The following is a 26,069-nucleotide window of genomic DNA, read 5'->3' on the forward strand; positions in this document are numbered from 1 at the left end:
CTCAGCGCTCCCCTGCCGCGACACGTTCGAGCCACGCGGCGAGCGCAGCATTCAGAACGTCCGGCGTTTCGATGTACGACGCATGACCTGCACCGTCAATGATTTGCAGCGGCACGCCCGCGACCTTCGCAATGACCTCGCACGCGGCAGGCGACGTGATGCCGTCCTGCGCACCCACGGCCACCGCAACGGGACCGGCCGTGGCGCTCACGTACTGTGCGAGTTCGCCTGCGACGTCGCCATTCGAGAGCAGGTGCGTCGCCTGACGGTAGCCGACAGGCAACACCCGCGACATATTCCATTTCACCCACGCGCGCGGCAGATCTGCGGCGTCGGGGGCGACGAGGTTGTCGCTGCGCTCGCGCGCCATGCCTGCGGGGCCGAGCTTGTCGAGCATCGCCAGACGGCTGTCACGCTTGGACAGGCGCACCTCGGCATCGGCGCGGCCGTAGCCGTTAGCGGGTGAGCAGAGAAAGAGACCGCGCACGCGTTGCGGCGCGCGGCTCGCAAACTTCGTTGCCATGATCGCGCCCAGCGAATGGCCCACCAGTGCCACACGATTCAGACCGAGGGCGTCGAGCCACGCTTCGAGGGCATCGGCATACGCGTCGGGATGCGGTTCGGCGGCAGCGACATTCGACGTCGCGCCATAGCCGGGGGCATCCCAGGCGTACAGCTTTGCATCGAGCCCCGTGGCCTCGAACTGCGCCAGCCAGGACGCCACGCCGGAGCCAATGCCATGCAACATCACGACCGGCAGGCCAGTGTCGCGCTCTGCGCCCGCGCAGCGATAGCCGACGGTGCCCGCCCGCGTGGCGACGGTGCGATACGGAAACGCGTCCAGCCGTGCGCGCAAGGGCGCAACGACATCGTCTTCTGGCACTTCGTGTTGATGGGCTTCGGCTTGCATGGCGGCTTTCGTCTAACTCTTGCGAACTTGATGCAGACTTCCGACTGCGTGAATTTCTGCCGATGCCGTGCGCGCATTCGACGCACGGACACCGGACTCTTCCTTGCGGACTTACTTCATTTCGCGCTTGATCTTTGCGAGCGGCGAATCCGGCGGGTACGTCGGCGTGACCGGCTTTTGCGAGCCGAGCATCACGCACATCAGTGCGTCTTCGTCGCCGATGTTGATTTCGGTGCGGTACACGCCCGGCGGCACCGAGATCAGATCGCGCTCGCCGAGAATCGCTTCCCACGTTTCACCGTCGCGCTCGCAGACCACCTTCATCTTTCCGCGCATGACGAAGAAGATTTCCTCGACGTCCATGTGGATGTGGCTCGGGCCGATGTTGCCAGCCGGAATCACCATCGTGGAGAACGTGAAGTGACCGGCAGGCACGGTGTTGACGTCCTTGGCCACACCGGTGCCACCCGTACCGACGTAGCGCATCTGCGCACGGCGGTACTTCGGGTCGTAGTCGGCCTGGAACTTGAGGGCGTCCCAGTCGTATTTGCGCGTCGAGAAACGGGCGACGCGGGTTTCCAGCCAATCGCCGAATGCCTGACCTTCGGTCTGCGTCCAGCTCTCGACGGCCTGCGGCGTCGCGGTGTTTTTAGCGTCGGCTTGCGCCATGATCTAACTCCTGAAAGGCGTTGCGAATGAGAGTGGCTCGTCAGGGCATGACGAAGCCGCCGTTGACCGGCAGAACCTGTCCGGTCACGAAACGGGAAGCGTCGGAGAGCAGGAACAGCACCGGGCCGACGACGTCGTCCGGCACTTGGGCGCGCGGCAGTGCACGTCCCTCCAGATAGTGGCGATGGCGTGCCGCCGGTACATACGCGGTGGCTTCGACTTCGACGAGCCCCGGCGCGATGGCGTTGACGGTGATGCCGTCCGGACCGAGTTCGCGCGCAAGCGAACGCGTCATCGACATGACCGCGCCCTTGCTGGCCGTGTAGGCGAGCAGGCGCGGTGCGCCCCACAGCGCAGTGTCGGACGCGATGTTCACGACGCGACCCTGACCCGAGGCGCGCAGGAACGGCAGCGCGGCCATCGTCATGAGCCACGTGCCGCGCACATTGACGTTCATCACGGCGTCCCACGTCTCGACGCTCAACTCGGTGGCCATCTTGCCGCCCGAGTTGGTGATCGCGCCGTTGTTGACGAGTCCGTCGATGCCGCCCATCTGCTGGCCTGCCGCTTGCGCCGCAGCTTCCACCGATGCGGGGTCCGACAGGTCGACGCGCACGAACGACACGCCATGTCCGGCGTCCTGCAATTCGGCGGCAAGCGCTTCACCGGCGTGGGCAGCAATGTCGGCGATCGTCACATGTGCGCCACGTGCCACAGCCGCACGGACGAAGCCTTCGCCGAGACCACGCGCGCCGCCGGTGATCAGCAGCTTCTTGCCGTCGAGCGGCGGCAGTGCGTCGATATCGAGCGGCATCACCGGGAGGGTCGACAGTTCGTTCACGATTCGATTCCTTGTGAAGTCCGACGCTCAGGCGATGTTCATGGCCGCACGCGGCACGTAATGCAGTGCACGACGCTCCAGCCAGACCACCGCCGCGTAGGCCGCGATACCGATGACGGTCAGCCCGGCAATCGCGACGAACACCATCGCGGTATTGCCCTGCCCTTCGCCGTACACCAGCAGATAACCGAGGCCACGGTCGCCACCGACCAGCTCACCAACGGTCACGCCGATCACGGCCAGCGTCGACGCGATGCGCAGCCCGGCGAACAGCGCCTGCATGGCCGACGGGAATTCGACGAAGCGGAAGATCTGCCAGCGTCGGCCGCACAGCGCGCGCACCAGATTGACCATGTCGGGATCGACCGAGCGCACCGCGCCCAGCACGTTGATCATCACGGGGAAGAAGACGATCAGCACCGCGACGAGAATCTTCGGGTAGATCGTGTAGCCCATCCACATCACGAACAGCGGTGCGAAGGCGACCTTCGGCGCGATCTGCAACGCGAGGATGTACGGCGAGAGCATGGCTTCGGTCGAAGGCGACAAACCGAGGATCACGCCGATCAGCACGCCCAGCGCCGAGCCGATCACGAAACCGGCGATCACTTCGAGCGCCGTCACACCGATGTGCAGCCACAGGTTTTCCACCTGGAACATGCGCACACCTTCGACCAGCGTCGACGACAGCTTGGGCAATACGAATTCGGGCACGCCGAACGCCGTCGGGCCCCATTGCCACACGGCCGCGAAGAGCAGCAGCAGCACGAAGCTACCGGCGGTCAGTTGCGTTTTGGAAAGGGATTTCATAGCGGAGATTCCAGTGTCTTGTGCGAAGTGCGAGCCGGTGCGGATCAACCGAGGTGGTCGTCGCGACCGACCTTGAGCAGTTCCATCAGATGTGCGACGTACTCGTTCATGCCCGCTTGCTTGCGGCGCTCGATGGGGTTGTCGCGGTGCGGCAGATCGACGGTGATCTCTTCGATGATCGTGCCCGGACGCTCGCTCATCACGAACACGCGGTCCGACAGCGCAATCGCTTCTGCGAGGTCGTGGGTGATCATCAGCGCGGTCTTGCCTTCGCTGGCGAGCATCTGCGCGAGGTCTTGCTGAAGCACCATCTTGGTTTGCGCATCGAGTGCCGAGAACGGCTCGTCCATGAGCAGCACGTCCGGCTCGACGGCGAGCGTGCGGGCCAGTGCCGCGCGTTGACGCATGCCGCCCGAGAGCTGGTGCGGGTAGTGGTTCTCGAAGCCCTTGAGGTGGCAGCGCGCGAGCAGCGCCTTCGCGACTTCCGCGCGCTCGGCCTTGCTGCGGCCACGAATCTGCATGCCGAGTTCGACGTTCTTCTGAATCGAACGCCACGGCATGAGCAGGTCCTTTTGCAGCATGAACGCGACTTGTTGCGACGGACCACGCACCGGCTTGCCTGCCAGCGTCACTTGCCCTTCGCTGGGCGCATACAGACCGGCACCCATGTTGAGCAGCGTGCTCTTGCCGCAGCCGCTCGGGCCGATCAGCGAGACGAACTCACCGGCCTTGATGCCGATGGACACATCGGAGACAGCGGTCATCTCGCCCTTGCCCTGGCGATTTTTGAAACGACGCGTGACGCCGCGATATTCGATAGCGAACGGCAACGGTGCCGCTGCGGGCTGCTTCTCACGCGCTCCGGCATACGCCTCGGCTACGTTTGCGTCCTTCAACTGAATCGACCTGAGCATGGGAAACCACCGTGTTTCTGGATGTTCAACTTGCCTCGGGCAGCCTGCGGCGACGGTTCGCGTGCATGGCTTGCCAGCCTGTCTTTCTCTTTCGCGTCACGTTTCATATGTGAAACGTTGATTTACGTATGGATCAATTATAGGGAGTGACGGCCGCAGTCAAAATTGTTTTTTGACTAGGGGAAACCCGAATTCATGGGTGTTTCCGAGCAGCACGGGACGTTTTGAGTCCAAAAAAACGCCGACGGGCAGAAGCCGGTCGGCGCATCAAGAGAGACCACTGGGTGAAAAAGGTACAAGCGCGGTAAAGCGTCAGAACGAGTGGTGAACGCCCGACATGATCACGAGCTGGTTCGACGTCGACGACGGGCTGATCGTGTTGATCGCGGTCACCGCGCCGTTGCCGCTCGCATGCTGGTACGCGCCGCTCACGTAGACCTGCGTGCGCTTCGAGAACGCGTAGACGTCTCCGAGGCTGACCTGTGTCCAGCGCTTGCCGGACATGTTGGTCGTGGCTGCGCCGAAGGTAATCGTGTTCGGCACGCTCGTTGCGAAGTTCACACCGGCGTCGAACGATTGATAGGTGTCGTTGTAGCCGGGGGACTGAAGCTTCACGCGCGTGTAGAGCGCGTGCAGCAGCCACGGCCCGAAGCCATAGGACACGCCCGCGCCCATATTCTCGACGTTCGATGCGGCGTAGGTCGCCACCGGCTGGCCCTGGAACGTGGCACCGCCGAGCGCAGCGACGTTCGGCGTGCGGTTGTTTTCGTTCGAGTAGACGGCCGATGCCTTGAAGCCGCCGTTCGTGTAGTTCGCTGCAGCGCTCCACTTGCGACCGTTCGCGAAGTTCGTGTTGTTGCCGAACGAGAGCATCGCACCGGCCTTGAAGCCCATGTAATCCGGCGTGACGTAGCGCACCGAGTTGTCCACCTGCACGACGGACGTGTTGGCGAGTTCGTCAAGGTTGCCCGGGTGGAACATGTACCAGTTCATGCCCAGATAGGCCGTGCTGAACGGGCCCAGCCAGTCGAAGTTGAACGTGGTCATGTGGCCGATGGTGAGCGTGCCCGTCTTGTCCGACTGCAAGCCGACCCACGACTGGCGGTTGAACATCGACCCCGCCTTGATCGTGTTGCCCGTGAGTGTCGAGAAGCCGTTTTCCAGCAGGAAGATGGCGCGATTGCCGCCGCCCAGATCTTCTACGCCACGCAGGCCCCAGCGGTCCGGTTGCGAGCCGCCCTGCTGCGCAATCCAGTTCGAACTGCCGCCCTGGTTGTTCACGAATGCCACCCCGGCATCCATGCTGCCGTACAGCGTGACGTTGCTCTGTGCGTGTGCTGCGACCGGCGCGCCGAGCGCTAGCAGCGTTGCCGCCGCGACCGTCGTCATGCCCGGGATCCGCCCCATCGGAAACCGCTTCATCTGTGAACTCCTGTCGTTCGATGATTCGAGAACGATGGATACGTCCGCCAAAAGCGCAGCCAGGTACGGGTCAGCCCGCCCCCGATACGCTCGTTTTGTGACGTTCCACCTGTGAAACGTTGGATTACTTATGAAACCAACTGAGCGAAGCTTAGGCCAGGAGACTCTTGTCGCTCGCAGCGGAGATGCACGAATTGATGGCGGCAAATTGGCGTGATAACGCGCGTGCGTCGGTTCACCGGTGGTGCGTCGGTCCCTGCGAATAGCGGCACCCAACGTCCCGCCGACGTAGCCGCAAGTCCCGGCGCGTCGACATCCAGCGTTGCAGCGATTGCTCGGGATTTACCCGAGGAAGGCTTGCGATCTATCGAATCAAAAACAATAATATTTGAACATCATGTTCATATTTGAACGTTTTATTTTTTCCGATTCATCGATACGCTCGTCAAAGGATGTCCCCCATGCAAGCTCCCCTCATTGGCATCAACGGTGCCGGTATCGGCGGTCTGGCCGCCGCCATCGGATTGCTCCGCGCAGGATTTCGAGTGCGCGTGTATGAGCAGGCGTCGCAGTTCGCGCGCGTCGGTGCGGACATCAACCTGACGCCGAATGCGGTGCGCGCACTCGACGGGCTGGGCGTTGGCGACGAGCTTCGCAAGTCCGCCGCGCAGCCGAGCCATCGCATCAGCCGCATGTGGGATTCGGGGGAAACGACGTCGTGCCTGGAAATGGCGCAGACCGCGCAGACGAAATACGGCGCGCCCCAACTCACGATGCATCGCGCCGATCTGTTGCAGGCGCTGGAGCAAGCCGTCCCCGCAGAAGCCATTGCGCTGGGCAAGAGACTCGTATCTTTCGAAGCGCCGGACGCAGGACAGAACGGCAGCATTCGTCTGACGTTCGCCGACGGCACGCATGACGACGTCGACGTCCTTATCGGCGCCGACGGCATCCACTCGGTCGTGCGCCGTGGCCTGTTCGGGCAGGAGTCGCCGGAGTTCACGGGCGTGGTGGCGTACCGTGCCGTCGTCCCCGCAGAGAAGCTGAACGGCGTGCCGAATCTCGGCGCGTTCACCAAGTGGTGGGGACCGAATCCGTCGAGCCAGATCGTGACGTTCCCGCTCAACCTCGGACGCGACATCTTCGTGTTCGCCACCACACCGCAAGACAGTTGGACGCTCGAATCGTGGACCGCGCCGGGCGACGTGCACGAGCTGCGCGCCATGTATGCCGACTATCACAGCGAAGCGCGTGCCCTGCTCGACGCATGCGACAGCGTGCTCAAGTCGGCGCTTTACGTGCGCGACCCGCTGCCGCAATGGTCGCGCGATCGCGTGTCGCTGCTGGGCGACGCGAGCCATCCGATGATGCCGTTCATGGCGCAGGGCGCAGGCATGGCCATCGAAGACGCTGTGGTACTGTCTCGCCACCTCGCGGATGCCGGTACGAGCGCCGATGCTGCCACGCTGGCGAATGCACTGGCACGATACGAAGCCGCACGTCGCGAGCGCACTGCACGTGTGCAGATCGGGTCGCGTGGCAATCAGTGGCTCAAGGAAGGCGGCAATGCCGACTGGGTCTACGAATACGACGCCTGGCAAGTGCCGCTCGCCGCCTGAGTCCGACAGGACTTCCAAGCATCGCCGTCCGATTTTGACGAAGGGATTCGAACGCATGACGAAAGCAACGTCCGCCAACACGCCAGCCGCAGGTGCTCCTGAGACTGAGGCACAAGACACCGCGCAAACGGGTCTCGTGACGCCGGTCATGCGCGCGCTCAAACTGCTGCGCTACGTGGCGGACGGCGGCTCGACGGCGAACCTCAGCGACGTCGGACGTCGCATCGGCGTGAACCGGGTGACAGTGATGCGTCTGGTCGAGACGCTGCAATACGAGGGTGTGCTGGAGCCACTGCCGCACGGCGGACATCGGCTCGGTCTCGGATTTCTGACGCTGGCCGCCAGCGCCCTCGCAGGCGAAGATCATCTCGCCACGGCAAGACGCGTGCTCTCTCGCGTGACGACGGAAACCGGGCTGTCGAGCTATCTCACGGTGCTCGACGGCGCGCAGGTGCGCTACCTCCTGTGCGAAACACCTGCCCTGCCGCTGGTGAGCAACATCCGGGCAGGAAGCCGCGTCACGGCACATCTGACGGCACCCGGCCGGTCGTTACTGGCGCATCTAAGCACCGAGCGCCGTCGGGCCTTGCTCGGGCCTGAGCCGTTGGCGGCCGCGACTGCGCAGAGCGCGCGGACATACGCTGCGCTCGATGCACAGTTGTCCCGTGACCGCGAGGCCGGTTGCGCATGGAGTCAGGACGGCTTTGAAGCGGGCATCGACGCCTGCGCCGACGCTGTGCTCGACGCTCACGGTCGGCCCTTGGCAGCCCTGAGCGTTGCCGGTCCCCGGGGGCTCGTCGGTACCGATTCCGTCACGCGCGAGCGTACGGCCCGCGTCGTGAAGTCGGGCGCTGCCGATCTCGCCGTATTACTGGCAGACGCGCCAGCTTTCCTCGCGGCGGCGGAACGGGCCTGACCCCGCGCGAACAACGTCATCCCTGTGAACATGCGGTATCCGCGGCAATGCCGCATGTCGCAAACCTCCACACGTCGGCGAAAATCCTGCGTTCGCCAGCACTGCCACCGCGCGCGACGTAACACGTCGTAACGCGGCTTTCTCCTTACTTTCCCCCTCGAAGTCCCCGGACACCCGTCCCAGTTGCTAGGATTTTCTGTAACGGGCGCAGACAAGCCGCATCGATTCCGCGCATGTCGACGCCCGCTTTGCGGCGAATCCAATGACGAAGAACTCTCTGAAATGGCAGCACGTGGCAGTCGCCAGCGTGCTTTGCGGTGCCTCGGCGTTTGCACAGGCACAGGAAGCCACCGTGTTCGCGGGCGGCATGAACGCGCGTAATGACGACAACGCGCACACCTATGCGTGGGGCTTCGATTATCGTCAGGCGCTGAGCGAGCATTTCGCGACCAGCTTCACATGGTTGAACGAAGGCCACGTGCCGGATCATCACCGCGACGGCTTCGCGGTCCAGGTCTGGGCGCACCAGCCGCTCTTCGACCGGCGATTCGATGTCGCTGTCGGCGTCGGTCCCTACCACTATTACGATACCGTTCAAGGCAGTCGCGGACGCCGCTATGAAGACGATCACGGCTGGGGCGCGATGTTCTCCGTCGCGGCGACGTGGTACTTCGAAAGCCGCTGGTACGTGCAGGCGCGCGCCAACTACGTGCAATCGCCGTCGAGCGTGAATTCCGTCACCTATCTGCTCGGCGTCGGCTATCAACTGGAAAAGCCGTCGTCACCCGGCCCGCTGTCGGGCGGTTCCAAGCCGGGGCTGCCGACGGGCGATGTGCTGTCTGTGATGGCGGGAATATCCGTCGTGAACAGCCTCGATTCGCAGAATGCGGCAGCGGAGGCCATCGAATACCGCCACGGCTTCGGGCCGTGGTTCGACGGCACGGTGTCGTTGATCAACGAAGGACACAGCGATATCGGCAGTCGTCAGGGCGCGGCGGCGCAGGTCTGGATCAAGGACGATTTCTTCGACGACCGCCTCAGTCTCGGTCTGGGCTTCGGACCTTACGTCACGTGGAATAAGTACAAGGAAAACCGTGCAGCAGGCGGTGCGCAGAACGTCGTCGCTTGCTTGCTCACGATGAGCGCCGCCTACCGGTTCGCCGATCACTGGGTCGGACGTATCTCGTGGAACCGCGTCGTCACCGGCTATGACCGCGACAGCGATATCTTCCTCGCAGGTGTCGGGTACAAGTTCTAACGCATTGCGACGTTCTGTCGCACTCCTTTTAATTAACATCTTCATTAGAGTCTTCACTCGACATTACCTGTGGATGTCGGGTGTCTTGAAACCCTTATCCGACGGTGGTTTCGAGGCGATTCATTCTTCGCAATTCATTGTTGCGCCGCATGCGGTTACTCCTGCGACGTGGTCGTCCTACCTTAGAGGCGTAGGCGGTGCCGGACTCGAAAGCGAGCTGGCCGACCACCCAAGAAAAGCAATGACAGGAGAATAATCATGACCCGCACTCTTTCTCATCTGATGATCGCCGCAACCCTCGCTGTGGCCGCTGCCCCGGCAGCGTTCGCAGGCACCGGCGGCAATGGTTATCCGAACGAAAACTTCTTCTGGCAATCGAGCGTGTATAGCGAACAGCTCGCTGTGCCGCGCGCTCAGGTGAAGCAAGAACTGATCAACGCACAAGGCTCGCTGACGCAGACCGATAGCCAGTACCCGACACTCAAGACCTACGGCACTCCGGTGGGCGCTCACGTGCAAGGTTCGACTGCGCTGATGAACTCGACTTATCGAGGGAATTGATCGGTCTTGGTGAGCCAAGCGTCGGAGGCATCTCGATTGAATCTGCGAAGATGCCCGACGGTTAGCTCGGTTGAAGAGAAACACCCCGCGCAATTCGGCGGGGTGTTTCTTTTTGTCCACGAGAATCAGACGGCGATAGCCGACAGCTTGCGTTCGCCGAGCGGTGTAACGCGCAGCGCGCGCGCCTCACGCGTAGGTTCGAGCCATTTTGCGTCGAGATACGTGCTGAGGAGTGCCGCCCCCAAAGCGCCGCCGAGATGCGGTTTGCGTTCGCTCCAGTCCGGACAGGTACAAGCGAAGCGACGGCGTCGCGCATGCGCCCGAGTGAGATCGACGCCGAGCGCGGTCAGCCCGTCGGTGCCCGCATCGGTGAGTGCCACGTCGCTGCCATCGATACGAATCCACCGACGCGCGTGCATCCGCGCAAACAGGTCGACAGCGATCTCCCCGGCAAGATGGTCGTAACAAGTGCGCGCATGACGCAACGGGATGGGTGTTCCTCGACTGACCGGCACCGGACGCGGCCGAAGTTCTCGCGTAGCCAGGACAGCACTGGCAAGGGCCTCGATGGCCGCCGCCGTCTCCGGTGTGGCGATGCGGAAATACCGATGCCGCCCCCGCGCTTCCTGCGCAAGAACGCCACCGTCGACGAGCCGGGCAAGATGGCCGCTGGCACTGGACGGGGACAGCCCAGCCACCAACGCTAGTTCTCCGGCAGGACGGGCTGAGCCGTCCATCAACGCCCAGAGCATGGTCATGCGGCCCGCGTCGGCCAGGAGGGCGGCCAGGGAACTGATGCCGGGAGAATAGTCGTCGTGCGCGCTCATTGGTAGGCCTCACTGAGGAGATACCGAATGGTAACGCCGGCGCGCACTTGTTATTTCATCGCATTGTGAACAATTGACTCCTACGTATCCAACGAAACACCGTCCCAGTCGTCTCCGGAAGTAATCCACTCCAAAGCGCGGCGGCGTTCAGTCACGACGTGATATTGAACGTTGCTTGGAACCACACTACCCGACAGCAGTGCTTCATTAACACCCCAGTGCAAACAATACGCAAGGTCAAGGGTCGAAAATATTGCATCGGCACTAATCAAAGACGCTCCGCCTCGGAAACGTTTAGACGATTCCGCCCCCCTGAAGTCAGGGTAGATCTGTACCAGATTTTCCGGGCACTGCAACGAAAAATCGAGTGCTGGCAAATAACCTAAGGTCCATGCAAAGGTGCACAACGCTTCCGCTTGAACTTGGAACCGCCGGCTGTTACTCGCGTCTTTTTTCTCAAGAAACGTACGCTCTCCGTCCGACAGGGATTGGGCTAACCGCTCTTGATCCAGCCAACTCATCGCCCGCTCTCTCGGGAAACCGTAAGCAACCGCGACAACGACCGACAATGCAAGCGATCGACTCTCAATTTCGTCAAGGCTCCGAATCTTTGCTTCGCCATCGAGAAACGGGAGTGTTGCAGGCTTAGGAAATCCAAGCAGCGCCAACGAAGACGTAGAGTCGCTTCTAATTTTTTCGAAGTCCATTACTCCACCGCGTGAAATATCATTAAAACTCGCGAGCACCTCCAAACCATCGCGTGCTTCGTCTCACAGCAATGGGCCACGAGGTACGTCCCGGCGCGTCAGACACACCAGTTGACGGGGACACGCGAATTCCCGGTTAGACCGAATGTGAGTCCCCAGCCAAATCTACCCATGTTCCGTCACTATACTGCGTAGGAATCAGCGGATAACAAACGAGCAAACCCTCGACGAACCTACGAAATGAAAGTTCAAGCCTCGTTATAGTTCTGGTCGTATCGATTTCAACAATTTTCCAATTGTCACCACTGTCAAATCCGTATCCTGTGCCCACACAGTCGTAAGCGAAGATCCATACGGTTCCGAACGCCCCCGGATTTCCGTCGTACTCTTCGTATATCAGCGTGTCCTTAAAATGATCGCGGGCAGCGTCCTCAGGCGTCCGGGGAAAATAATACGGGGAGAGATCCGCTTGGTCCTTCCAGACGCCTACTCCGACCTCCTTCAAAAAGACCAAATATTCATTAGGAATTCCCGGCAGCCTCGCTACAATTGCCGCAATTTCCGGCTCCTGCAACGGGACTACGTCCTCTAGCAACGGAATACCTTTTGGTTGGAGTGGTTTCAAGTTCTCGTACATTACTTAATCCTTGGAGGCCGAATAGGAAAGGCTTACGACGTAGCTGATTCTTAAAGGTGGATTCCGCCCTGATGTTACCCTCTCGCATAGGCTGTATGTTCCCCGACAATCTGACTCGGGTCGTACGACTTAAACGTCTTGTTGTCGTTGAGGATCGTGCTAACCCGATTCGGGATCGTCAGCGATTGACACGCGCAGGTCCTAGCTGTCCGACAGGCCGTTTGCCTCGGCGATCAGGTACCAGCGCTTCAAATCGCCGTAAGCCGATTGCGCAATGCTCTCGAGCGGGTGGCCCGCCCGTCAGGTACTTGCCGTTAATCGGTCAGGCCTGCTCCACGCGGTTCGCGCCGTCGTAGAAACGCATGTCGAGCAGTACACCGTCTCGCGAGACGTTCGACAGGCGGTTGCTGCCGTAGTCGTACGCCTCCGTCGTCAGAACGTTGACCGCGGTGTACTGCGTGCGATACGCGGCAGACGGCTGGGAAATGTAGCCGGACTCCGGGTTCCCCGCTTCGTCCGTGCCGACCACGCCCCAGGCACTCCTCTATTCGGTATGGTCGAACACGCGATCGGACTGAACTCGCGTGCCGTAGTACGTGTCGCTGACCCGGTTGCCGTTCTTGTCGTAGCTGATGCGATGCACCTGCCCGACGCCGATATCCTCGTTGGCGTTGATGCCGTCCATGCGACGGGTCGTTCAGGGCGTTTTCGACTACGGACTCTGGATTCGTGTGCAGCAAAGTGGCGTCTCTTGGATGTCCGCTCATTTTGGACCTGCACATTGGCCAACGGCTGGTCGACTGTGAATACAGGTACGGACGCGGCACAGCTACTGGTAGACCTGACCATGCCATGACATTTCACCTCACGGTGAATCATGACCGGCAGCTTTGCGCGAAGATGGCGGCATATCGTCACCGCGACTTTTTCGACAGCGGAGTTTTCGTGATGCCAATCGCCTTCTCCAATACGACCCTCGAATTCCCATCCGGACCGTTCGATGCCGTCACGCACCCCGATCCTTACCCGTACTACGCGTCGCTGGCCGCACGCCGTCCGTTTGGCTTCGACGCAACGCTCAGTCTGTGGGTCGCTGCCGGACCTGAGGCGCTGGCCGAGGTGCTGGGGCATCCGGCTTGCGGGGTGCGCCCGGCAGGGGCTGTGGTGCCAGCCGCACTGGCGGACGGGCCTGCCGGTGAGTGGTTCGGGGCGCTCGTCCGCATGAACGACGGTCCCGCTCACGCGGCGATGAAGCCCTGGCTCAACGCGCAGCTTGCGACGCTGCATGCCGACCGCGACACGCTCGTCCGTCTGCACGACGCCAGTCAGGCCGCCTGCGCCGACGCCTACCTCGCGCGTGGCGACGCCCCTGCCGCCCGCCTCGACGACTTCGTCTTTCGTCAGCCCATCTACGGCCTCGCAGCATGGCTGGGCGTTCCCGCAGCGCAATGGACCGAAGTCCATGAAGATGTCCAGCCGTTAGTCGCAACGATGGCTGAAGCCGGTAAACCGTCCCCGCGCGCCGACGTGCTGGCGCGTGGACACCGCGCTGCCGCAGCGCTGCGGCAGCGTGCCGCTCGCTGGCTCGACAACGACGCCGCCTCGGACACCTGGCTGCGCGAAGTCGCCCGGCGCGCAGCAGGCAACGACAGTATCGACTTCGATGCCCTCACGGCGAACGTCGTCGGCCTCTTCACGCAAACCCACGACGCCTGCGCCGGTCTCGTCGCCAACAGCATCCGACGGCTTGCACGAAGTTCGCATGGCGCCTCCGCTTCGGCAGATCCGACCGACCTCGCCGTCGCCATCAAGACCGTCAGCGACGTCATCCGCTTCGACCCGCCGGTACAGAACACACGGCGCTTCCTGCACGCGCCCGCCGTCATCTGCGAACAGGCACTGGCACCGGGCGACGCCATTCTTGCCGTGCTGGCGTCTGCACCGCCGAGCGCGACGCCGGAAGGCATGGCATGGACCTTCGGAACCAGCGCTCACGCCTGCCCCGGACGCTCCCCCGCGAGCACGATTGCGGCCGTCGGTGTTCACGCGATACGCCAAGGTGGCGAAGACCTTTCGTCGCTCGCGGGCGGCACCGCGTACCACCCGCTCGGCAATATCCGCATCGCCCGATTCTCCGCGTAGGTGTGGCGCTTTTTGAGACGGCTGACGGTGGCCCTCGCCTCTCGTTTTATCTGTCGAAATATTAATTTCATCTGATAAAACACAGTTCATTGACACGGCCCCCTTTACCCACAAGGCTTTGCGCGACGTCCCGCCGTCCGCCCGGGATTTCAGGCAGCATGACACTTTCCTTTTCGCCACCCTCGTCCATCACCCTCTCCGGTCGCGGCAACCCCGCGCCACGGACGGCGGACAGGCGACCGATGTTCCTGCTGCTCTCATGTCCAACACACTACCTGACGGCATGCCCATGCCCGCACGGCTCTGGGCCGTGGCGACCGTCATGCTCGCTATCGCGTTGTCGGTGCTCGACAGCGCCATCGCCAACGTGGCGCTGCCGACCATCGCACGCGATCTGAACGCCAGCCCTGCCACCTCGATCTGGATCGTCAACGCGTATCAGCTCGCCATCACCATTTCGTTGCTGCCGCTCGCCGCGCTCGGCGAAATCGTAAGCTACCGGCGTGTCTACACAGTCGGTCTCGCCCTCTTCACCGTCGCTTCACTCGCCTGCGCGCTTTCCGACTCCCTCGTCACGCTGACGCTCGCGCGCGTGGCGCAAGGCTTCGGGGCGGCCGGGATCATGAGCGTGAACACGGCGCTCGTGAAGACGATCTACCCGTCGCGCTGGCTCGGTCGCGGCGTCGCCCTTAACTCGCTGATCGTGGCCGTCTCCTCCGCAGCGGGGCCGACGATTGCCGCCGGGGTGCTGTCCATCGCCCACTGGCCGTGGCTCTTCGCGATCAACGTTCCGCTGGGGATCATTGCGTTCGCCATCGCCGTGCGCTCGCTGCCGGACAGCACGCGCTCGTCGCATCCGTTCGACTGGATGGGCGCGCTGCTGAGTGCGCTGACGTTCGGGCTGCTGATCTCCGGCATCGATTCGTTCGGCCACGGTCAGGAGCGCTGGCTCGTCGCCGTCGAGATCGCGGCGGCCGTCGTCATCGGGACGGTCTTCGTGCGTCGCCAACGCAGTCAGCCAGTGCCGCTGCTGCCCGTGGATCTGTTGCGTATTCCCATTTTCGGGCTGTCGATCTGCACGTCGATGGCGTCGTTCTGCGCGCAGATGCTCGCGTTCGTCTCGCTGCCCTTCTTCCTTCAGGACACGCTCGGTTTCGATCACGTGCAAACGGGTCTGCTGATGACGGCTTGGCCGCTCACCATCGTGGTCGTCGCCCCCCTGGCGGGACGTCTGCTCGAGTACTACAAGCCGGGTCTGCTCGGTGCGATCGGGCTGGCAGCGTTCGCACTCGGTCTGCTCGCGCTGGGCTTGCTGCCCGATCAGCCGAGCACGCTCGATATCGTCTGGCGCATGGCGCTGTGCGGTTTCGGCTTCGGGCTGTTCCAGTCGCCCAACAATTACGCAATGCTGATGTCCGCCCCGAGCCATCGCAGCGGTGGCGCGAGCGGCATGCTGGGCACCGCGCGGCTGACCGGACAGACAACCGGCGCAGCGCTCGTGGCGCTCGTCTTCAGCGTCGCGCCGCAGGGCTACGGCACGCGGGCATCGCTTTATGTCGCGGCCGCGTTCGCGGCAGTGGCGGCGGTCGTGAGCAGTCTGCGCACGTTGCCGTCCACGCAACCGGCGGTGAAATGACGACACTGCGAAGATCACTGCGAACAACACTTCCCAGGCCGTTCAGCCGAGTTCATCCGGTCGACCGTCCGGCCGTGCTACACTGCCGACCTTTTACGGCTCGCCCGCGCGGGCCGCAAACGCCATGAGTTTCTGCGCCATCGATTTCGGCACCTCGAATTCTGCCGTCGCCGTGAAAGGCGGCAGCGCCATGCGTCTGGTCGAACTTGAGGCCGGGTACGGCACGCTGCCTACCGCCGTGTTCTTCAACGCCGACGAAGGCGGCCGCGCCTCGTTCGGGCGTCAGGCCGTCGCCGATTACGTCGATGGCTACGACGGGCGCCTCATGCGCTCGCTCAAAAGCCTGCTCGGCTCCTCCCTGATCGAAAGCACCACCGACCTCGGTAACGGCTCGGCGATGCGCTATATCGATATCATCGCCACGTTCCTGCGTCACCTGCGCACTCATGCGATCAAGGCCGACGGCGGCGATCTGCGTCAGGTCGTGATGGGGCGTCCGGTGTTCTTCGTCGACGACGATCCGAAGGCAGACGCCGCCGCCCAGCGCTCGCTCGAACAAAGCGCACGCGACGTCGGCTTCAAGGACGTGCATTTCCAGTTCGAACCGATCGCCGCCGCATTCGATTACGAATCGCGCCTGACGGAAGAACAGCAAGTGCTGGTCGTCGACATCGGCGGCGGTACGTCCGACTTCTCGCTCGTGCGTGTCGGCCCGGATCGCGCCCGTCATCTGGATCGTAAGGACGACGTGCTCGCGCACCACGGCGTGCACATCGCCGGGACCGACTTCGACCGCCGCATCGAGCTGGCGACTATCCTGCGCGAACTCGGCTACAAGGCACTCGGCCCGGACGGCAAGGAAGTCCCCAACCGGATCTACTTCGATCTGGCCACGTGGCACCTGATCAACACCGTCTACACGCCCAAGCGCGTGGGCGAACTGGCGCTCACGGCGCATCTGTATGCCGACGCGGCGCATCACCGCCGTCTCATGCGCACGGTCGAACAACGCCTCGGGCACGCACTGGTCGGTCATGCGGAAGAAGCCAAGATCGACGTGTCCGCTGGTGGTGAGACGCGCATCGACCTCTCGGTCATCGAGCGCGAACTGGGTGTGGCCTTCTCGGAAGCCGGTCTGGTAGACGCTGTGAGCGACGAAATCGCCAGCATCACGGCGGGCGCCGTGCATACGGCATCGCTCGCCGGGCTGCGCGCCGAGGATGTCGACGCGCTGTACTTCACCGGCGGCTCGACGGGCCTGCGTTGTCTGTCCAGCGCGATGTGCGCCGCATTCCCGAAAGCGACGCCGGTCTTCGGCGACCGCCTCGCCAGCGTGGCGCTGGGTCTGGGCATTCACGCAAAGCGCGTGTTTTCCTGATCGTTCCCAGGCGTTCGTCTCAGAACGAAAAAAGCGCGCGACCGAAAGGTCAGCGCGCTTTTTTTTATGCCGTCAGGCGAGCAGATGATTACCTTAATCGAACTGCGCGTAGACCAATAGTGTCAACGCGGTAACTTGGTATGCCTTGTGGGAAAGTCGATCCCGGCTTGGGCCAACGCCCTGGCTTCCTTGCTGCCCGGCACCACTCGCAAATCGCCGGTGAAAACCCATTGAAGCGGCTTATACCCGCCAACGGCCGTCATTCTTGTCATCTCTTTCAGGCTGCGGAAGGATGGCTCGGCGAGCTTGGCCTGCAACCATTTCGCCTTGCGCACCATGCTGGCAACTTCGCCAGTACTGGAAGCGGGGTGCGGCTCAAGCCAAAATACATACTCTTGACCGCCTGTAGCGATCCCTAAACCATAGTCCCATCTCGGCGAGTTTGGCTCAGCTTCGCGAAAGTGACCATCGAGGTCCACACTCCCTGTGTGTTTGCACTGAGGATGCAAACTCACCAGGTCCCGATATTTGCCTTCCAGCGCATTCTTCCCTGGATGATGCGTCACGTTAGCATCATTCGCCGCTGTGGAAAAGGCGGTTGCTTCGGATACCTTTTCAGCAGCTTTCTTTGTCTTGGCCATCGAATCAGTGGGCGTCGCGTGTCATTGATTCTCGCGCTTCTTGCGAGTCTGTTTGGTGGGTGCCGCGTGAACCGCATTTGTCACCGCCGCATTTGCCTTCGACGCAAAGCCCACCACACCGCCCCACTCCGACTCCTCGATGGCGTCCGCCATCGGGTCCAGATTCGAAATATCTCGCGCAGACGAATTCCGGTCGAAGTAGTAGACCTTGAAGTCCTTTTCCAGAGTACTGGTCGCAAGTTCCTTCGTGTACGGAACAGACTTCAAGTCAAACAGCTTCCGAACGCTTGCTTCGCCCGCCTGATTCTTCTTGAGCTCTTGCAGCGCCCACACCATTTCCAGTACAACCGGCGTGTGGGTCGACAGAACGACCCGGTAGTTGCGCCGCAGCAGCTCCAGCACCAAGAGCAGTACGGCTTGAATGCCCTTCGGGTGCAGCCCCATCTCGGGCTCTTCGATGACGACCCAATCGATCGTTTCGGTCACCGTCTTACCCGACTTTCGTTTAGTCTTGGACGTACACAGCCAATACAAGCCCATCAACATCGGCGTGAATTCTCGTTGCCCCGCCGACCATGAAAGAAACCCAAGCGGCTTCTCCTGCCCCGGCACCTGAAGTGCCAGGCGCTTGGTGAACTCACTGTTGTCGACAACGAGGCTCGTTCTGCCAAATAACTGCTCCGCGATGGGCTCGCGAAGCGATTCGTTCAAGCGGTTTGGCGCAGGGAACAACTCGCGCATTGTCGCGAAGTCGTTCTGGATCAGATCGTGCACAGCGTCACTGAAGGATCGAAGCACATACGGATCGCCGAAATTGAAGGTACCGAAGTTCTGCGATACGCCGTTCGGCAGGCTCATCACGCGTTGGGCCGGAATGTAGAACAAGCGCTCATAGCGGGTCTTACCTTTGCTCGGACGCGCCAAATCTCTCAGATTCCAAGCTTTCCCATCGAACGAAATGGTGGATCGTTCGGACCAGCCACCCGCGATCCCACGACCATAGAAAGCGTCGAGAAAGGCGTCCTCATCGCCATCAAACGACATGCTGTGATGCTTGAACATGTCGTGAATCTGATCGCGATCGATCAGCAGCTTGAGTGTCTGGAGAAAAATACTCTTGCCGGTCGCCTGAGGACCGACGATGACGGTCAAATCGCCAAAGGAGACGTCTGCCGACTGAATAGGGCCGAATTGGCTGAGTTGCAAACGAGGGGATTTCGCCTTTGCCAATGCCTGCTCCGATGAGAAAAGGAGGACGAACGGAATGGCCGAGATTGTACCTTGCTACGTCACGTGAAAGGTATCGGCAGCTCGACCCTGCGACGCACCTCATACCCAAGGCAAGCGTCCCGCCGTCATCAACGGCGGGCAGGCAACTTCGCAAGTTATGTGAGGTTCAGAGCTTTCACACGAGGAATTGCCAGAGCAGCAACGTCATCACCAGCCCGACCAGCGACACGATGGTCTGCAACACCGACCACACCCACAGTGTCTCCTTGAGCTTGAGGCCGAAGTACTCGCGCACCATCCAGAAACCCGCGTCATTGACGTGGCAGAAGAACACCGACCCCGCCCCGATCGCCAGCGCAATGAGCGAGCCTTGCACTGGCGGCAGATGCATCACGAGCGGTGCGACGATACCGGCCGTCGTGGTCGTGGCGACCGTCGCCGACCCCGTCGCCTGACGAAGCGCCACAGCAATCAGCCACGCCAGCAGAATCAGCGGCATATGCGTGCCAACCGCTACCTTGCCGATGGTCGTCGCAATGCCCGCCGTCACCAGCGCCTGCTTCAACCCGCCGCCCGCACCGATGGTGAGCAGCAGCCCGGCAATCGGCGGCAGCGCACGACGCAGCGTCTCGCCCACACGTGCGCGCGGCAGACCGCGTCCCCAACCGAGCACGACGATGGCGACGATGACCGTCAGCGCCAGCGCGATGATTGGCTCGCCGAGGAAGTTGAGCGCGTCGAACAGCGGCGTCTCCGGCGTGAGCGCCACCTTGGCGAGCGTGCGACCCAGCATCAGCACGACCGGCAGCAGAATCACCAGCAGCGCCGCCGCGAACGGCGGTTGCGACGCGTCGTCGTCACGCTTGGTGAATAGCTCGCCCATCTGCTGCGGCGCCTGCACTTGCAGACGCGGTGCAAGCCACATGCCGTACAGCGGCCCCGCGAGGATCACAGCCGGGATGGCAATGAGCAGCCCAAGCCCCATCGTCATGCCCAGATCCGCGTGCAGCGCCGACACGGCGATCAGCGGTCCCGGGTGCGGCGGCACGAGCGCGTGCAGCGTCGTCATGCCCGCAAGCGCGGGAATCGCCACACGCAGAATCGGCGTATTCGCGCGACGCGCCATCACGAAGATGATCGGTACCATCATGACCAGACCGACCTCGAAGAACAGCGGCAAGCCGATGATCATGGCGACGAGCGCCATCATCCAAGGCAACGCCGCGCCTTTCGCAAACTTCAATAGCACCGTGACGATCCGGTCGGCCGCGCCGGTGTCTGCCATCAACGCCCCGAGCATGGCCCCTAGCGCGATGATCATGCCCGCGTCGCCCAGCAGACTGCCTGCGCCCTTACTGAACGAACTGGCCACCGCTTCGAGCGGCAGGCCTGCACCAAGCCCCGCAATGAATGTGCCGATGAGAATCGACAGGAACGGCGATAGCTTGAGCGCGCTGATGAAAACGATGATGGCCACGAGGCCGACGAGACAGGACAGCAGAAGGCGAGTGTCGTGCGCTGCCCAAGGCACGACGTGGTTGACTATCTCCACGATGATCCTTGATGACGAGAAACGAAAACACCGGCGCGCAGCGCGCAGCCGGTGTGTGCAGGGATTGTGCTACTGGAGACGGCCGCATGCACGCATGGGCCGCAACGCCCCGTGAGACGGGGCAGGCGGGAGGCAGCGGCAAGTTTCGATCGACAAAACATCGCCGCTGCGGGTCGCGTTACTGGAACGCGACTTCGTTGAAACTGCGCAGTTTGCGACTGTGCAGACGGTCCAGACCGTTATCGCGCAGCAGTTCCATCGCCTTCACGCCGATCTTCAGATGCTGGTCGACTCGCTCGCGATAGAAGCGGTCCGCCATGCCCGGCAGTTTCAGTTCGCCATGCAGCGGTTTGTCGCTCACGCACAGCAACGTGCCGTACGGCACGCGGAAACGGAAACCGTTGGCGGCAATCGTCGCACTCTCCATATCGAGCGCAATCGCGCGGCTCTGGCTCATGCGCTGCACCGGCTCGCGGTGATCGCGTAATTCCCAGTTCCGGTTATCGACCGTCACCACCGTGCCCGTGCGCATCACACGCTTGAGCTCGAAGTCGTCCAGTTGCGTGACGTCGGCCACGGCGCGCTCCAGCGCCACCTGCACTTCGGCCAGCGGCGGCACCGGCACCCACAGCGGCAGGTCGTCGTCGAGCACGTGGTCTTCACGCACGTAACCGTGCGCGAGGCAGTAGTCGCCCAGACGCTGCGAATTGCGCAGGCCCGCGCAGTGCCCCAGCATGACCCACGCGTGCGGACGCAGCACGGCAATGTGGTCGGTGATGGTCTTGGCGTTCGACGGCCCCACGCCGATGTTCACCATCGTGATGCCGGTGTTGTCCGGGCGCACGAGGTGGTACGCGGGCATTTGCGGCAGGCGCGGGGGCGACGTGCCCTCCTCGCTGCGCGCTTCGATGTTCTGATTCCAGTGCGTCACGTTGCCCGGCTCGACGAACGCCGTGTACTGGCTGCGGTACTCGCGCAACGCCGGGTCGTCCGTCGCGCTCATCAATTCGCGCCCCAGCTCGACGAACTCGTCGATATAGAACTGATAGTTGGTGAACAGCACGTAATTCTGGAAGTTCTCGGGCGACGTCGCCGTGTAATGACGCAGCCGGTGCAGCGAATAGTCGACGCGCGGCGCAGTGAACAGCGCCAGCGGCAGAATCTCGCCCGGCAGCGGATCGCGTGTGCCGTTGACGATGCTGTCGTCCATCTTCGCGAGATCGGGCACGTCGAACACCGTGCGCATAGCGCGCAGGTGCGTCTGATCGAGGTCGCCTTCGAGATACACACCGTCCTGATAGGCGAAGTGCACGGGAATCGGTTCGTCCGAGACGCCGACCTCGAATGCGGCGCCGTGGTTGTGCGCCAGTCGACGCAACTGCTCGATGTAGTAGTTCTCGAACAGATCGGGACGGGTGACGGTGGTCTGATAGCTGCCCGGGCCCGAGACAAAGCCGTAGGACAGGCGCTTGTCGAGCTGGGTGATGTCTTCCGTGGTGATGCGGATGAACGGGTAATGGGCGCTCACGCGGCGCGCCTGATCCTTCTGCTTCGAGAAGCGCTCGAATGCCGCGCGCAGATAGGCCGTATTGGCGTCGTAAATCGTCTTCAGATAGGCGACGGCTTCCACCGGATCTGCGATCGATCGGGTGGCATGGACCGGTTCTTGTTCGGACATGCGCAAACCTCTTCTGTCTTCTTCGTGATCTCGAATATGCGCCTATTGTGACACGACTGTACGACATCTGCGGGACAGTGAAGCAGGTCGATTCCCATTCGGCGGAAGGGGTGGATGGCAGGGTTTTCGCGGGGATTCAGGAGGCGATGCGCCGGGGATTTGGCGCGACGTCGGCCGGGGAAGTTCGTCCCCCGGCCGAGGGGGTCTTGCGGATGCTACATCACGGGTGCGCTCAGTCTTCGAGCCGCATGCCGACCTTGAGCGTGACTTGCCAGTGCGCGACCTGGCCGTCTTCGATATGGCCGCGTGTTTCCGTGATCTCGAACCAGTTCAGATTGCGCAGCGTCTTGCTCGCGCGTTCGATGGCGCATTTGACCGCATCCTCGATGGACTTGGTCGACGAGCCGGTCAGCTCGATTTGCTTGTACACGTGATTCTTCATGTCAGCCTCCGGGTGGGTTTGGAGACTTCCCATGCTAGGCGTGTGCTACTGAGGCCGCAAGTCGGTGCATTCCGACAGGTCGTCGCCAGCATCGTCGAGCGAGTCGGCGGCAACTGCGTGCTCGCTGACGTTCGCCGCATTTTCCGCCTGCGCGCGACGCAGCACGGCGGGCACGACGGTATCGAGCGGCGTGGGAACGACGTGTGTGAGATTCCGGCGCACTTTTTGCAGCAACTGCGTGAGCTGAACCGCTTCGAAGGCGGTCAGGCCGTGCAGCGCTTCATCGCGCACTTCGTCGGAAAGGCGGCGCGCGACCTGCAATTGCGCAACGGCCGCTCGCGTGACGAACAGGCGTTCGATGCGAGGATCGCGCGCATCGGGCCGACGTCGCACCCAACCGGCTTCCTCCATGCGCTCCAGCGTGCGGGCGAGCGTCTGTACCGGCGTTTCCAGAATATCGGCCAGGACCGTCTGGCTCACGCCGCGATTGACGGAGAGATAAGCGAGCAAGCGGCATTGCGCGCGCGTCATCGGCAGCGTGCGCTGTGCAAACTGCTCGAAGCGGCGCCCGAAGAGACGTTGGATGTCTGCGACGAGAAAGCCGAAACGTTGGGCGGAATCGGTTACTTTCATATGCCGCATTATGCTAAACATGTTTAGGGATATCAAGCCGACGACACTTCGGCATCCGGTGCATCCCTGGCCCGCACCCCGGCCGTCCCCGCCCGACGCCACCCAGCACCGTCTCAGGCCGCCGCCGGTGTGCCGTCGCCCTGTCCGCTGCCGTGTCCCAACCAGTCGAGCGCACCCTCGCCTGCCGTTTCGCCTCCCGGACCGGCGCGACGAATCGCGACGCCCACGGCCAGCACGTCGATGGCGGCGAGGTGCAAAATCCGCGCAATCATCGTGACGTGTGCGCCCATCGTCTCCACATGATCGTTGGGCAGCACCAGCGTCGCCTTGCGGGCAAGCGGTGAATTGCGTGCAGTCAGCGCGATCACCTTGGCACCGCGCGTGAGTGCGATATCGACGGCGCGGTTCAGGTCCGTCGAGCGTCCCGATGCGGAGATCGCGACGACCACGTCGCCATCCCCCAGCAACCCGGCCGACGCCTGCAACAGGTACGGATCGCCGTACGCGATCGTCGGCTTGCCGAAACGGAAGAACTTGTAGTGCGCGTCCTGCGCGATCACGCCGGAATTACCCAGCCCGTAGAACTCGATGCGACGCGCGCCGTCGAGCAGCGTCACGGCCGCCTCGACGGTGCGGGCATCGAGATGCTCGCGCATTTGCAGAATCGACGACACGGTGTTGTCGAGCACCTTGGCGCTGAACTCGGCGGCCGTGTCTCCCACGTGCACCTGCCCGTGACGCACCGGCAACGTGCCCGTCAGCGCGCTCGCGAGCTTGAGCTTGAAATCCGACAGCCCCTGACAGCCGAGCTTGCGGCAGAAGCGAATCACCGTCGGCTGACTCACGCGCGCCAGACGCGCGATCTCGGCCACCGGCTCGGCCAGCAGCGCACGCGGTTGCTTCAGCGTGAGTTCCGCAACGCGCTGCTCGGCGGGACTCAGACGGTCGCGAAGACGATGCAGACGGTCGATGAGCGCGCCCGCCCCGGCCGCGTGTGTGCCCAGTTGTTCCGCGAGAATCGCCGACGTCCCCAAGAACGCCGGATGATCGGCCGTGATGAGGTAAGTCGGGATCTTCTTCAGATACGCTTCGAAACGTCCCTTCGCCTCGAAGCGCTGACGAAACGGCGACGCTTCGAACAGCTTGCCGAGCTTTGGAATCACCCCGCCGCCGAGATAGACGCCACCGACCGCGCCGAGTGACACCGCCACGTTGCCCGCAAGCGTGCCCAGCATCGCGCAGAAGCAATCGACGGTCTCGCGTGCAAGCGCGTCGCCCGATTGCGCGAGCTTGACGATAGCGGGTGTCTCAAGCGATTCCACGCGACGTCCCGCACGCTCCGCCAGCGCCTGATAGACGAGCGCCATGCCGGGGCCCGCTACCAGCCGCTCGAACGACACGTGCGGGAAGTGCTTCCAGGCGTAGCGCAGCACGTCGATCTCCCGCTCGTCCGCCGGAGAAAACGTCGTGTGGCCGCCCTCACTGCCCAGCGCGATCCATCGGTCTCCCGCCGGAATGAGGCCCGACACGCCCACGCCGGTGCCCGGTCCAAGCAAACCCAGCACACCGTTCGGACGCGGTTCGCCGCCGCCGATCTTGTGTTTCTGCGCGTCCGTCAGATACGGCAGCGCCATCGCCAGCGCAGTGAAATCGTTGACGACCAGCAGCGTCTCGAAACGCAGCGCGCGGCGCGTCGCTTCGATGGAGAAGTGCCAGTCGCGGTTCGTCATCTGAATCTCATCGCCTTCGATGGGATTGGCGATGGCGATGGCAGCGTGCTGCACCGGCTCGGCGTGATCCGCCTCGTCGAGGTAAGCGCGAATGACTTCGGGCACGCCCGCATAGTCGTCGCAAGCGTAGTCGCGGATTTCAACGAGATCGCCCGGCGAGATCTCCAGCGCAAAGCGGGCGTTGGTGCCACCGATGTCGGCCAGCAGTCGCGGGCCGCTCAGGTGGGGCGGGTTATTCCTCACTCCAGAAGACATCGAGCTTGACTCCTTCTCGGTGGATCAGCCGGGAGATGGCGTTGTCCTGTTCGTTCGCCTGCGCGGCTTCGAGCACGGCGCGTTTGGCCGGACCCTGTATTTGCAGGATGAGCCGGTCGCAGGCCGCGAGCGCGGCGAGCGACCACGACACGCGCTGATACGGCGCGTGCTGCGGCTGCACGAAGACGAACTTGTCGTGGGTGGTGGTGGCGTAGGGCCATTGCGGGGCGTCGGCGAAGAGCGACGCGGTGTGCCCGTCCTCGCCCATGCCCAGCACGCAGACTTGCGGCACGCCGTGCGTCCATGTGTCGTTGAGCGTGCGCACGTGCAACGCCGTGGCCGTCGCGGTGTCGACAATCGGCAACCAGCGCGCGCCGGTCGCACCGGGCAACAGCGTCTCGCTCACGAGTCGCGCATTGCTGTCCGCGTGATCGGGCGGCAGCCAACGGTCGTCCACCAGCGTGATATCAACGTCGCGCCACGCTACAGGCAGTCGCGCGAGCTGCGTGAGAAATGCCCGGGGGCTGGTGCCGCCGGAGACGGCCAGCAACGCACGCTTGCGAATCGTCAGCGCTTCGTCGATGCCCGCTACGACGGCGTTGGCCAGCGCGTGTGCCTGCGCGTCGCGCGTGGGAAAGGTTCGCCAATGGATCATGCGGTC

26 protein-coding genes are annotated in these 26,069 nt (G+C 62.9%); 7 read left to right on the plus strand and 19 right to left on the minus strand.

Annotation, left to right across the window (positions count from 1 at the left end; genetic code table 11):
• Position 1: 1 nt before the first annotated feature.
• The 6 genes from ACIQWO_RS19745 to ACIQWO_RS19770 all read right to left on the minus strand — a co-directional run bounded on the left by ACIQWO_RS19745 (position 2) and on the right by ACIQWO_RS19770 (position 5,533).
• The gene (locus ACIQWO_RS19745) at positions 2–910 is read right to left on the minus strand and encodes an alpha/beta fold hydrolase (protein ID WP_402827814.1); all 909 of its coding nucleotides are present in this window, start codon (positions 908–910) and stop codon (positions 2–4) included.
• 111 nt (positions 911–1,021) lie between these two features.
• Complete coding sequence (locus ACIQWO_RS19750) at positions 1,022–1,579, minus strand: cupin domain-containing protein (RefSeq protein ID WP_402827817.1); 558 nt, start codon at positions 1,577–1,579, stop codon at positions 1,022–1,024.
• A gap of 40 nt (positions 1,580–1,619) precedes the next feature.
• The gene (locus ACIQWO_RS19755; RefSeq protein ID WP_402828255.1) at positions 1,620–2,393 is read right to left on the minus strand and encodes an SDR family oxidoreductase; all 774 of its coding nucleotides are present in this window, start codon (positions 2,391–2,393) and stop codon (positions 1,620–1,622) included.
• 54 nt (positions 2,394–2,447) lie between these two features.
• Positions 2,448–3,230: an ABC transporter permease gene (locus ACIQWO_RS19760; protein WP_150577656.1), complete on the minus strand. Its 783-nt coding sequence runs from the start codon at positions 3,228–3,230 to the stop codon at positions 2,448–2,450.
• 44 nt (positions 3,231–3,274) lie between these two features.
• Complete coding sequence (locus ACIQWO_RS19765) at positions 3,275–4,144, minus strand: ABC transporter ATP-binding protein (protein ID WP_150665179.1); 870 nt, start codon at positions 4,142–4,144, stop codon at positions 3,275–3,277.
• Positions 4,145–4,456: 312 nt separating this feature from the next.
• Positions 4,457–5,533 carry a porin gene (locus tag ACIQWO_RS19770; RefSeq protein ID WP_402828258.1) on the minus strand — a complete coding sequence of 359 codons (1,077 nt, stop codon included), beginning with the start codon at positions 5,531–5,533 and terminating at the stop codon, positions 4,457–4,459.
• 494 nt (positions 5,534–6,027) lie between these two features.
• On the opposite strand from ACIQWO_RS19770, the gene ACIQWO_RS19775 reads away from it, so the two are divergent.
• The 4 genes from ACIQWO_RS19775 (at position 6,028) to ACIQWO_RS19790 (ending at position 9,920) form a co-directional block, all read left to right on the plus strand.
• The gene (locus ACIQWO_RS19775; RefSeq protein WP_402827821.1) at positions 6,028–7,185 is read left to right on the plus strand and encodes an FAD-dependent monooxygenase; all 1,158 of its coding nucleotides are present in this window, start codon (positions 6,028–6,030) and stop codon (positions 7,183–7,185) included.
• Positions 7,186–7,240: 55 nt separating this feature from the next.
• A complete protein-coding gene (locus ACIQWO_RS19780; RefSeq protein WP_402827824.1) occupies positions 7,241–8,101 on the plus strand; it encodes an IclR family transcriptional regulator in 861 nt (286 codons plus the stop codon).
• A gap of 262 nt (positions 8,102–8,363) precedes the next feature.
• The gene (locus ACIQWO_RS19785; protein WP_402827827.1) at positions 8,364–9,359 is read left to right on the plus strand and encodes a hypothetical protein; all 996 of its coding nucleotides are present in this window, start codon (positions 8,364–8,366) and stop codon (positions 9,357–9,359) included.
• 258 nt (positions 9,360–9,617) lie between these two features.
• Entirely contained in the window at positions 9,618–9,920 is a 303-nt protein-coding gene (locus ACIQWO_RS19790) for a DUF4148 domain-containing protein (protein WP_402827830.1), read from the plus strand.
• A gap of 125 nt (positions 9,921–10,045) precedes the next feature.
• Here ACIQWO_RS19790 and ACIQWO_RS19795 read toward each other — a convergent pair whose 3' ends face one another.
• The 5 genes from ACIQWO_RS19795 to ACIQWO_RS19815 form a co-directional block, all read right to left on the minus strand.
• Entirely contained in the window at positions 10,046–10,747 is a 702-nt protein-coding gene (locus tag ACIQWO_RS19795; protein WP_402827833.1) for an ArsR/SmtB family transcription factor, read from the minus strand.
• A gap of 80 nt (positions 10,748–10,827) precedes the next feature.
• Positions 10,828–11,454: a DUF4272 domain-containing protein gene (locus ACIQWO_RS19800; RefSeq protein ID WP_402827836.1), complete on the minus strand. Its 627-nt coding sequence runs from the start codon at positions 11,452–11,454 to the stop codon at positions 10,828–10,830.
• Positions 11,455–11,590: 136 nt separating this feature from the next.
• Complete coding sequence (locus tag ACIQWO_RS19805; protein WP_402827839.1) at positions 11,591–12,091, minus strand: hypothetical protein; 501 nt, start codon at positions 12,089–12,091, stop codon at positions 11,591–11,593.
• A 322-nt stretch (positions 12,092–12,413) separates the two neighbouring features.
• Positions 12,414–12,620, minus strand: a complete 207-nt coding sequence (locus ACIQWO_RS19810; RefSeq protein WP_402827842.1) for a hypothetical protein — start codon at positions 12,618–12,620, stop codon at positions 12,414–12,416.
• A gap of 15 nt (positions 12,621–12,635) precedes the next feature.
• Positions 12,636–12,776 carry a hypothetical protein gene (locus tag ACIQWO_RS19815; protein WP_402827845.1) on the minus strand — a complete coding sequence of 47 codons (141 nt, stop codon included), beginning with the start codon at positions 12,774–12,776 and terminating at the stop codon, positions 12,636–12,638.
• 263 nt (positions 12,777–13,039) lie between these two features.
• Here ACIQWO_RS19815 and ACIQWO_RS19820 point away from each other — a divergent pair, with 263 nt between their 5' ends.
• The 3 genes from ACIQWO_RS19820 (at position 13,040) to ACIQWO_RS19830 (ending at position 17,247) form a co-directional block, all read left to right on the plus strand.
• Positions 13,040–14,233: a cytochrome gene (locus ACIQWO_RS19820; RefSeq protein WP_402827848.1), complete on the plus strand. Its 1,194-nt coding sequence runs from the start codon at positions 13,040–13,042 to the stop codon at positions 14,231–14,233.
• Positions 14,234–14,492: 259 nt separating this feature from the next.
• Positions 14,493–15,869 carry an MFS transporter gene (locus ACIQWO_RS19825; RefSeq protein WP_402827851.1) on the plus strand — a complete coding sequence of 459 codons (1,377 nt, stop codon included), beginning with the start codon at positions 14,493–14,495 and terminating at the stop codon, positions 15,867–15,869.
• Between the two features lie 124 nt (positions 15,870–15,993).
• Complete coding sequence (locus ACIQWO_RS19830) at positions 15,994–17,247, plus strand: Hsp70 family protein (RefSeq protein ID WP_402827854.1); 1,254 nt, start codon at positions 15,994–15,996, stop codon at positions 17,245–17,247.
• A gap of 122 nt (positions 17,248–17,369) precedes the next feature.
• On the opposite strand, the gene ACIQWO_RS19835 is transcribed toward ACIQWO_RS19830, so the two are convergent.
• The 8 genes from ACIQWO_RS19835 to pgl all read right to left on the minus strand — a co-directional run bounded on the left by ACIQWO_RS19835 (position 17,370) and on the right by pgl (position 26,063).
• A complete protein-coding gene (locus tag ACIQWO_RS19835; protein ID WP_402827857.1) occupies positions 17,370–17,888 on the minus strand; it encodes a hypothetical protein in 519 nt (172 codons plus the stop codon).
• A gap of 21 nt (positions 17,889–17,909) precedes the next feature.
• Positions 17,910–19,118: an AAA family ATPase gene (locus ACIQWO_RS19840; protein ID WP_402827860.1), complete on the minus strand. Its 1,209-nt coding sequence runs from the start codon at positions 19,116–19,118 to the stop codon at positions 17,910–17,912.
• A gap of 175 nt (positions 19,119–19,293) precedes the next feature.
• Complete coding sequence (locus ACIQWO_RS19845; RefSeq protein ID WP_039400254.1) at positions 19,294–20,670, minus strand: gluconate:H+ symporter; 1,377 nt, start codon at positions 20,668–20,670, stop codon at positions 19,294–19,296.
• Between the two features lie 178 nt (positions 20,671–20,848).
• Entirely contained in the window at positions 20,849–22,348 is a 1,500-nt protein-coding gene (locus tag ACIQWO_RS19850) for an AMP nucleosidase (protein ID WP_402827864.1), read from the minus strand.
• 232 nt (positions 22,349–22,580) lie between these two features.
• Entirely contained in the window at positions 22,581–22,790 is a 210-nt protein-coding gene (locus ACIQWO_RS19855) for a dodecin (RefSeq protein ID WP_402827867.1), read from the minus strand.
• 45 nt (positions 22,791–22,835) lie between these two features.
• The gene (locus tag ACIQWO_RS19860; RefSeq protein WP_402827870.1) at positions 22,836–23,423 is read right to left on the minus strand and encodes a MarR family winged helix-turn-helix transcriptional regulator; all 588 of its coding nucleotides are present in this window, start codon (positions 23,421–23,423) and stop codon (positions 22,836–22,838) included.
• 113 nt (positions 23,424–23,536) lie between these two features.
• Positions 23,537–25,408 carry a bifunctional transcriptional regulator/glucokinase gene (locus ACIQWO_RS19865; protein ID WP_402827873.1) on the minus strand — a complete coding sequence of 624 codons (1,872 nt, stop codon included), beginning with the start codon at positions 25,406–25,408 and terminating at the stop codon, positions 23,537–23,539.
• Complete coding sequence (gene pgl / locus ACIQWO_RS19870; protein ID WP_402827876.1) at positions 25,386–26,063, minus strand: 6-phosphogluconolactonase; 678 nt, start codon at positions 26,061–26,063, stop codon at positions 25,386–25,388. Before pgl ends, ACIQWO_RS19865 begins: the two co-directional genes overlap by 23 nt.
• Between the last annotated feature and the right edge of the window lie 6 nt (positions 26,064–26,069).

This window comes from Pandoraea sp. NPDC090278 (assembly GCF_044772185.1).
Classification (GTDB): Bacteria; Pseudomonadota; Gammaproteobacteria; order Burkholderiales; family Burkholderiaceae; genus Pandoraea.

Coding starts and splice junctions, on each gene's coding strand:
- ACIQWO_RS19745 (WP_402827814.1), bottom strand. CDS start 910: ATGCAAGCCGAAGCCCATCAACACGAAGTGCCAGAAGACGATGTCGTT.
- ACIQWO_RS19750 (WP_402827817.1), bottom strand. CDS start 1,579: ATGGCGCAAGCCGACGCTAAAAACACCGCGACGCCGCAGGCCGTCGAG.
- ACIQWO_RS19755 (WP_402828255.1), bottom strand. CDS start 2,393: ATGCCGCTCGATATCGACGCACTGCCGCCGCTCGACGGCAAGAAGCTG.
- ACIQWO_RS19760 (WP_150577656.1), bottom strand. CDS start 3,230: ATGAAATCCCTTTCCAAAACGCAACTGACCGCCGGTAGCTTCGTGCTG.
- ACIQWO_RS19765 (WP_150665179.1), bottom strand. CDS start 4,144: ATGCTCAGGTCGATTCAGTTGAAGGACGCAAACGTAGCCGAGGCGTAT.
- ACIQWO_RS19770 (WP_402828258.1), bottom strand. CDS start 5,533: ATGACGACGGTCGCGGCGGCAACGCTGCTAGCGCTCGGCGCGCCGGTC.
- ACIQWO_RS19775 (WP_402827821.1), top strand. CDS start 6,028: ATGCAAGCTCCCCTCATTGGCATCAACGGTGCCGGTATCGGCGGTCTG.
- ACIQWO_RS19780 (WP_402827824.1), top strand. CDS start 7,241: ATGACGAAAGCAACGTCCGCCAACACGCCAGCCGCAGGTGCTCCTGAG.
- ACIQWO_RS19785 (WP_402827827.1), top strand. CDS start 8,364: ATGACGAAGAACTCTCTGAAATGGCAGCACGTGGCAGTCGCCAGCGTG.
- ACIQWO_RS19790 (WP_402827830.1), top strand. CDS start 9,618: ATGACCCGCACTCTTTCTCATCTGATGATCGCCGCAACCCTCGCTGTG.
- ACIQWO_RS19795 (WP_402827833.1), bottom strand. CDS start 10,747: ATGAGCGCGCACGACGACTATTCTCCCGGCATCAGTTCCCTGGCCGCC.
- ACIQWO_RS19800 (WP_402827836.1), bottom strand. CDS start 11,454: ATGGACTTCGAAAAAATTAGAAGCGACTCTACGTCTTCGTTGGCGCTG.
- ACIQWO_RS19805 (WP_402827839.1), bottom strand. CDS start 12,091: ATGTACGAGAACTTGAAACCACTCCAACCAAAAGGTATTCCGTTGCTA.
- ACIQWO_RS19815 (WP_402827845.1), bottom strand. CDS start 12,776: ATGGACGGCATCAACGCCAACGAGGATATCGGCGTCGGGCAGGTGCAT.
- ACIQWO_RS19820 (WP_402827848.1), top strand. CDS start 13,040: ATGCCAATCGCCTTCTCCAATACGACCCTCGAATTCCCATCCGGACCG.
- ACIQWO_RS19825 (WP_402827851.1), top strand. CDS start 14,493: ATGTCCAACACACTACCTGACGGCATGCCCATGCCCGCACGGCTCTGG.
- ACIQWO_RS19830 (WP_402827854.1), top strand. CDS start 15,994: ATGAGTTTCTGCGCCATCGATTTCGGCACCTCGAATTCTGCCGTCGCC.
- ACIQWO_RS19835 (WP_402827857.1), bottom strand. CDS start 17,888: ATGGCCAAGACAAAGAAAGCTGCTGAAAAGGTATCCGAAGCAACCGCC.
- ACIQWO_RS19850 (WP_402827864.1), bottom strand. CDS start 22,348: ATGTCCGAACAAGAACCGGTCCATGCCACCCGATCGATCGCAGATCCG.
- ACIQWO_RS19855 (WP_402827867.1), bottom strand. CDS start 22,790: ATGAAGAATCACGTGTACAAGCAAATCGAGCTGACCGGCTCGTCGACC.
- ACIQWO_RS19860 (WP_402827870.1), bottom strand. CDS start 23,423: ATGAAAGTAACCGATTCCGCCCAACGTTTCGGCTTTCTCGTCGCAGAC.
- ACIQWO_RS19865 (WP_402827873.1), bottom strand. CDS start 25,408: ATGTCTTCTGGAGTGAGGAATAACCCGCCCCACCTGAGCGGCCCGCGA.
- pgl (WP_402827876.1), bottom strand. CDS start 26,063: ATGATCCATTGGCGAACCTTTCCCACGCGCGACGCGCAGGCACACGCG.